Genomic DNA, 6577 nt, shown 5'->3' on the forward strand with positions numbered 1-6577 from the left:
GCGGCGCTCCGCGTCGGCGCGCTCGTCGTGGGGCCCAGTGCCCACCCCCTCCGGCAAGTCGACGCGGCCGCGGCGGACGGGGGCGCCGCCGCTCCCGCCTCGGCGGAGATCCTTCGCGTCAGCCCAGGAGCTTCAGCGCCAGCTGCGGCAGCGAGTTCGCCTGGGCGAGCATCGCGGTACCGGACTGGGACAGGATGTTCGCGCGCGAGTAGTTGACCATCTCCGACGCCATGTCGACGTCGGTGATGCGGCTCTTCGCAGCGGTCAGGTTGGTGATCGACGTCGAGATCGTCGACACCGCGGACGCGAACCGGTTCTCGAGCGCACCGATGTTGGACCGGGCGGTCGAGACAACCTGGATCTGCCCGTCGATGGCGGTGATGGCCGCCTGTGCGCCGGAGGCGGACGAGAAGTCCAGACCACCGGTGATCGCGGTGCCCGTGCTGATGCCCGTACCGGCCGCAGCGGCGGTCGTGTGCGTACCACCGGTGACCGTGCCGCCGGTGAGCGACGTCACGACCAGCTGGTTGTTGCCGTTCACCGACGCCGAGAACGTCGACGCGAAGTTGCTGTCGCCGTTCAGCGCGTCCGCGACGGACTGGACCGTCTTGTAGGTCCCTGCAGCACCGAGCGTCACGGACACGTCCGTGGTGCCGTTGGTGAACTTCTGCGCACCCGCCACCGTGGTCGGCGACGTGACGTCGAAGCTCGCGCCGGCGTTGCCCAGGTTGGACGCGACCTGCACCAGGTTGGCGGACGAGAGGTTGACGCCGATCTGGCTCTGCGAGTTGCCGTCGGCGCCGACCTGGAAGTTCAGCGTCCCGGCGCTGCCGTCGAGCAGGTTCTTGCCGTTGAAGTTGACCGAGTTGCCGAGTCGCGTGAGCTCAGCGGTGATGCTGGTCGCCTCGGTGGTGATCGCCGCACGGGCCGAGGTGCTGTTCGAGTCGTTCGCCGCCTGGACCGCGAGGTCACGGAGACGACCGAGGAGCGACTGCGCCTGGCCGAGCGCGCCATCCGCGGTCTGCACGACCGAGGTGCCGTCCTGGGCGTTGCGGGAGGCCTGCTGCAGACCCGACACCTGCGAACCGAGCGCGGTCGCGATGGTCAGGCCGGCCGCGTCGTCACCCGCGTTGTTGATGCGGAGACCACTCGAGAGCTTCGCCAGCGAGCTGGACAGCGAGTTCTGCGTGTTGGTCAGGTTCCGATACGTGTTCAGCGCATCGAGGTTGGTGTTGATGGTGAATGCCATGGTGATTTCCTCCGTGAAATGGCGTGGTGCCTGCGGTCCATCCGTGGTCCGACGCGAATGGCTATCGACCGCTTTCCGCCGGTCGTTAGCGTTCGCCCCGAAGTAGGGGCAGGAACGTGTTCAGTTGTGCGTTTCGGAGCTCAGGACGCGGAACGCGTCTCGAGGAATTCGCGCGGCGCCGGCCGCGCCATGTGCGCGGACGAAGTCTCCGCGAGTCGCGCGAGGTAGGCCGCTCGGCGCGCCGGGGCGGCCCGCGTCTCCGCCTCCACCCGCGGAGCGGGTCCGGTGGAGTACTGCGTCTCGAGCCCCATGCGCATCATCCGCACGGCCTCCGAGCGCTGCTGGGAGACCGCGGAGTGCGTGAGCCCGAGCTCCGTCGCGAGCTCACCGACGGAGCGGTCGTGGAAGTAGATCTGCTCCACGATGTACCGCATCCGCTCGGGGAGGCTGCGGACCGCGGCGGTGACGTACCGCGTGCGCTCGGTCTCGAGCACGGCGTCCTCCGGGTTCACCGCGTCGGAGGCGATCACATCGGCCATGGTCTCGTCGAGCGACTCGACGGACCGGCCGGCGCCGGAGAGGGCCTCCATGGCGGCCTTCCGGTCGACGCCGAGGGATTCCGCGACCTCGTCGACGCTCGGTGCCCGGCCGAGCGCGCCCGTGAGCGACTCCTGCACCGTCAGCGTCTCGCGGATCCGGCGGCGAGCGGTGCGGGTCGCCCAGTCCGCGGCCCGCATCTCGTCCGCGATCGCGCCGAGCACCCGGCGCCGCGCGAACGCGCCGAACGGCACGCCCTGCGCGGGGTCGAAGGTGTCGGCGGCGAGCAGGAGGCCCAACGCACCGGCGGAGGCGAGCTCGTCACGGGAGAGGTGGGTCGCCTTGCGGGCGACCTCGTTCACCAGGTAGCCCACGATGGCGAGGTTGTCGCGGACCAGCGCGTCGCGCTCGGCTCGTGTCCCCATGACTCCCCCGTCTGCACATCGCCCGGTTCGATAGGCGTGTGCCGAACCTATGGCGGAATTCCTGCGGCGCCGAGGAAGCGCGGCACCCCCATTTCGCGCGCCGCAATTCTGACGAGGGAATCCCCTCGAACGGGGGTGCTGCGCCTTCCGGATTCGAGCCGATCGGGTGCATATCCTCACCCGGACGATCGCTCTCCCTTACATCGCCGGCCGATCGGCCGATGGTGGTGGAGGACCGCGGATCGCGACGACGGACAGAAGAGGTGGGAACGATGGGCGTGAACGAGCTCTCCACCCTTCTGTGGCGCGAACGCGAGCTGCTCGAGCTGCTGGTCTTCAAGCTGGAGGAGGAGCAGCTGCTGCTCACCGCCGGCCGGTCGAAGTGGCTGCAGCACGCGACGCGCGAGGTCGAGCAGGTGCTCGGTCACCTCCGCACCACCGGTATCGAGCGGACCGTCGAGGCCGCGTCGGTCGCCGCCGCCTGGGGCGTCCCGGAGGACGCGACGCTCAGGCAGCTCGCCGAAGCCGCGCCGAACGACGCCTGGCGGGACGTGCTGCTGTCCCACCTCACCGCGCTCACCGCGTTGACGGCGCAGATCGCGGACGTGCGCGACACGAACCTCAGCTACCTCCGCGCGGCGACGCGAGCGACCCAGGAGACGCTGGCGACCGTCGGAGGGGGTGCCTCGGCCGACGTCTACGGCGCCGCAGGCCGCACCGCGTGGGCCACTGCCGGTGCGGGTGCCCACCTCTTCGACCGGCAGGGCTGAGCGATGAGCAGCTTCGGGGGCCTCAACATCGCGGCGAGCGGCCTCGCCGCAGCGCGCGCCGCGCTCGAGGTCACCGGCCAGAACGTCGCGAACGCGAACACGGTCGGGTACACCCGGCAGCGGGTCGACCAGGCCGCCCTCACCCAGGCGACGCTCGCCACCTATGCGACGCAGAACGGCGTCGGCGACGGCGTGAGCGTCATCGGCATCAGCCGGATGAACGACGCCGTCGTGGACGCGCAGGTGCGGAGCACCGCCGCGACCAGCGCCTACTGGAGCACGACCTCCTCCGCCATCAGCACCGTGGAGACCTCGCTGAACGAGCCCAGCACGAACGGGCTCGGCGAGACGATGACGAACTTCTTCAACGCGTGGCAGACGATGGCGAACAACCCGGGCGACGCCGCGACGGCCAACACACTGATCTCGAGCGGCCAGCAGCTCGCCAGCACCCTCGCCTCCGGGTACCAGACCGCCGCGAACGCCTGGAGCGGCGCCCGGTCCGCCGCGGTCTCGACGGTCGCGACGGTGAACGACACGGCGGCGACCATCGCGAACCTCAACAACACCATCCGCTCGCTGAGCGCGTCGGGCAGCACCGGCGTGAACGCGCTGCTCGACCAGCGCGACGTCGCGATCACGAAGCTCGCCGGCCTGACCGGAGCGACGACCCGCACGAACGGCGACGGCACCGTCGATGTGATCGTCGGCGGGAACGCCCTCGTCTCCGGCACCACCGCGCGACCGATCACCCTCACCGGCGGGGCGACCTTCCCGCCGTCGACGGCGACGGGCCTCACCTGGGGCGCAGGCGGGCCACCCGTGTCGCTCGACGGCGGCGAGCTCGCCGCCAGGGTCGCGACCCTCGCGCCGGCGAACGGCGGCACCGGAGGCGTGTTCGCGGAGGCGGCGCAGACCTACGACACGCTCACGACCACCATCGCCGGGGCCGTGAACGCGATCCACGAGCAGGGCGTCGCGGCCGGTTCGGGCGCCACCACCGCGCAGGGGCTCGACTTCTTCGCGATCACGGACGCACAGCACCCGGCCTCGAGCCTGACCGTCGTGCCGACCGGGGTGAGCGGCATCGCCGCGGCCGACCCCGCGAAGGGATCGCTCGACAACACCATCGCCGACCGGATCGCGCAGATCGCCACCGCCACGACCGTCGCGACCCCCTCGAACCCGTCGGCGCCCGCGCCCGGCGTCCTCTGGACGAACTACGTCTCGCAGGTCGGCGCCCAGTCGGCGAGCGCGACCGCCCGGTCGACGAGCGCCACGACCGCCGCGACGGCGGCGACCACCGCGCAGACCTCCGCGAGCGGCGTGGACCTCGACCAGGAGACCTCGAACCTCGTGCTCTACCAGCACGCCTACCAGGCGTCCGCCCGGGTGATCAGCACCATCGACACGGTGCTCGACACCCTGATCAACATGGGCGCCTGATGAGCATCGGCCGCGTGACCACGAACCAGCTCTGGACGAGCTCGATGCAGTACGTCCAGGCCTCCAAGGCACGGCTGTCACAGCTGAGCGCTCAGGCCTCCACCGGCATCGCGATCACGAAGCCCTCCGACGACCCCGTCGCGTCGGCCTCGATCATGAAGGTGCTCGCGCAGCAGGGCGCCAACACGCAGTACGCGACGAACATCAACGACGGCCTCGGCTGGCTCTCCACCGCGGACTCGGCGCTCACCTCCTCCGAGAACCTGCTACGCCAGGCGTCCGACCTCACGGTGCAGGCCGCGAACAGTGGCACCTCCGACGCCGCGACCCGGTCCGCGATCGCGACGCAGCTGACGGGCATCCGCGACGACCTGCTCGCGCAGGCGAACACCACCTACCTCGGCCGGTCGGTGTTCGCGGGCACCTCCGACGCGCCGGCCGCGTTCGACCCCACGACCATGGCGTTCGCCGGCGGCACCGCCACGGTGCCCGGCGGCGGTGCGGTGCAGCGCCGGATCGGGCCCGGCGCCGGCGACAGCGTCACGGTGTCGGCCGACGGCGCCGCCGCGTTCGGCGCAGGGACCGTCGCGTCGCCGTCGGTTTTCCAGCAGATCCAGAGCGTGATCGACGCGTTGAACAGCCCGACCTACGGCACCGACACCTCGGCGACCGGGCCGCAGGCGACGATCACGGCCGGCATCTCGACGTTGAAGACGGCGCTCTCCACGATGTCCGCGCAGCACGCGGTCGTCGGCGCGAACTACGCTCGGCTCGAGAGCGCGAAGACCCAGAACGCCACGACGGCGACGGACCTCGAGACACAGCGGTCCGGTCTGCAGGATGCGGACACCACCAAGTCGATCGTCGACTTGAAGAGCCAGGAGCTCGCCTACCAGATGGCGCTCCAGGTGACCGCCCAAGTGATCCAACCGACCTTGATGAGCTTCCTCAAATGATCGATCAGCTTCCCGCAGCCCGCAGCGACACCCGTCTCGGATTCACCGCCTCCCCGCCCGGCTTCGCGCCGCTCACCGACTTCGACCTCGCCGCGGTCGAAGGGGCGCCCGGGCTCTACACGCTCCGGGACACCGCGGGCGCCGACCTGCGCCTGTTCCTCATCGACCCCACGTTCTACGTGCCGGAGTACCTGCCCGGCATCGCGGACGAGGACCTCGCCGCGCTCGGGGTCTCCTCGGCGGCGGAGGTCGACGTGTACGTGGTCGCCAACATCCTCGACGGCACGCCCGTCGTCAACCTGCTCGCGCCGATCGTCGTGAACCCCGCCTCCGGTGCCGCGACGCAGCTGATCCTCGAGGACGACTGGCCGCTCCAGGCAGAGCTCGTCATGGAAGCGGCCTGACCGCTCCCCACCGACACCGAAGGCCCGATCGTCTCCACACGATCGGGCCTTCTGCGCTCCTGACGGAGTGCGCGGGTCGGGACGTCGGGCCACTCCTCCCTGGCCCGACCCGCGGGTCTGGGGACGGCGCTAGAAGCCGGCGCCGAGGTCCGCGAAGAGCAGCGCCGCCATGTGCTGCACCTTCGGCTCGACGAACGCGTCGAGCGCACGGGCGATGTGCTCGTGCTGCCGGCTGACCCACGACACCGCCTCGCGGCGGAGGGAGTCCCGGAGGCCGTCGATGGCCTCGTCGCTGAGGAAGGGCTGCAGGGCGACGGATCGGCGCACGTGCTCGGTGATGACGGCGTCCAAGGAGGTCACCAGCGCGTGCAGGGCACCGTGCGGCACCTCCTCGAAGCCGAGCTCGGCGGCCCAGTCCGGGCACGCCACGCACGGCGAGAGCCGCCTGCGGGCGGTGGCCGGATCCCAGCGGGGCAGCCAGTCGAGCCATTGGGCGATCGCGCGGTCGAGCTCGCGTTCGAGACGGTAGGGGCGGAGCATCAGCGGGCTCCGGGCGCGTGGGTGCGCGCAGGCAGGGGGAAGGGGATGTTCACCGTGGGTCCGGGTGGTTCGGGGCAGGACCGCGGGGGTGCGCGGCGGGCCGGGTGGGTGACCGGCGTCATGCCACGCTACGGAACCCGCGATGCCCCGGGTATCCCCCGAGCGGGGGGGGGGGGTTTTTGTGTTTTTGGGGGGGGCGGGGGGGCCCAACCCCACCCAAACAACAACCCACCACACCCGAACAAAGGCC

7 protein-coding genes are annotated in these 6577 nt (G+C 71.0%); 4 read left to right on the forward strand and 3 right to left on the reverse strand.

Translation table 11 applies throughout. The features are described 5' to 3' along the window. Nucleotides 1-118: 118 nt before the first annotated feature. A complete protein-coding gene (locus ACTHLI_RS04840; RefSeq protein WP_440181893.1) occupies nucleotides 119-1249 on the reverse strand; it encodes a flagellin N-terminal helical domain-containing protein in 1131 nt (376 codons plus the stop codon). 140 nt (nucleotides 1250-1389) lie between these two features. Then, nucleotides 1390-2211, reverse strand: a complete 822-nt coding sequence (locus ACTHLI_RS04845) for a sigma-70 family RNA polymerase sigma factor (RefSeq protein ID WP_440181894.1) — start codon at nucleotides 2209-2211, stop codon at nucleotides 1390-1392. 272 nt (nucleotides 2212-2483) lie between these two features. Here ACTHLI_RS04845 and ACTHLI_RS04850 point away from each other — a divergent pair, with 272 nt between their 5' ends. From ACTHLI_RS04850 to ACTHLI_RS04865, 4 genes are read left to right on the forward strand one after another with little or no spacing between them, the layout of a single operon-like run. Next, nucleotides 2484-2981: a flagellar protein FlgN gene (locus ACTHLI_RS04850; RefSeq protein WP_440181895.1), complete on the forward strand. Its 498-nt coding sequence runs from the start codon at nucleotides 2484-2486 to the stop codon at nucleotides 2979-2981. Between the two features lie 3 nt (nucleotides 2982-2984). After that, complete coding sequence (gene flgK, locus ACTHLI_RS04855; protein WP_440181896.1) at nucleotides 2985-4427, forward strand: flagellar hook-associated protein FlgK; 1443 nt, start codon at nucleotides 2985-2987, stop codon at nucleotides 4425-4427. After that, complete coding sequence (gene flgL / locus ACTHLI_RS04860) at nucleotides 4427-5383, forward strand: flagellar hook-associated protein FlgL (RefSeq protein ID WP_440181897.1); 957 nt, start codon at nucleotides 4427-4429, stop codon at nucleotides 5381-5383. The genes flgK and flgL overlap by 1 nt, the downstream gene beginning before the upstream one ends. Then, nucleotides 5380-5787: a flagellar assembly protein FliW gene (locus tag ACTHLI_RS04865; RefSeq protein ID WP_440181899.1), complete on the forward strand. Its 408-nt coding sequence runs from the start codon at nucleotides 5380-5382 to the stop codon at nucleotides 5785-5787. Before flgL ends, ACTHLI_RS04865 begins: the two co-directional genes overlap by 4 nt. A 129-nt stretch (nucleotides 5788-5916) precedes the next feature. Here ACTHLI_RS04865 and ACTHLI_RS04870 read toward each other — a convergent pair whose 3' ends face one another. Then, on the reverse strand, nucleotides 5917-6327 hold the full coding sequence (locus tag ACTHLI_RS04870; protein ID WP_440181900.1) for a hypothetical protein: 411 nt from the start codon (nucleotides 6325-6327) through the stop codon (nucleotides 5917-5919). Nucleotides 6328-6577: the final 250 nt, after the last annotated feature.

Origin of the sequence: Amnibacterium sp., assembly GCF_051956055.1 — a bacterium.
Classification (GTDB): Bacteria; Actinomycetota; Actinomycetes; order Actinomycetales; family Microbacteriaceae; genus Amnibacterium.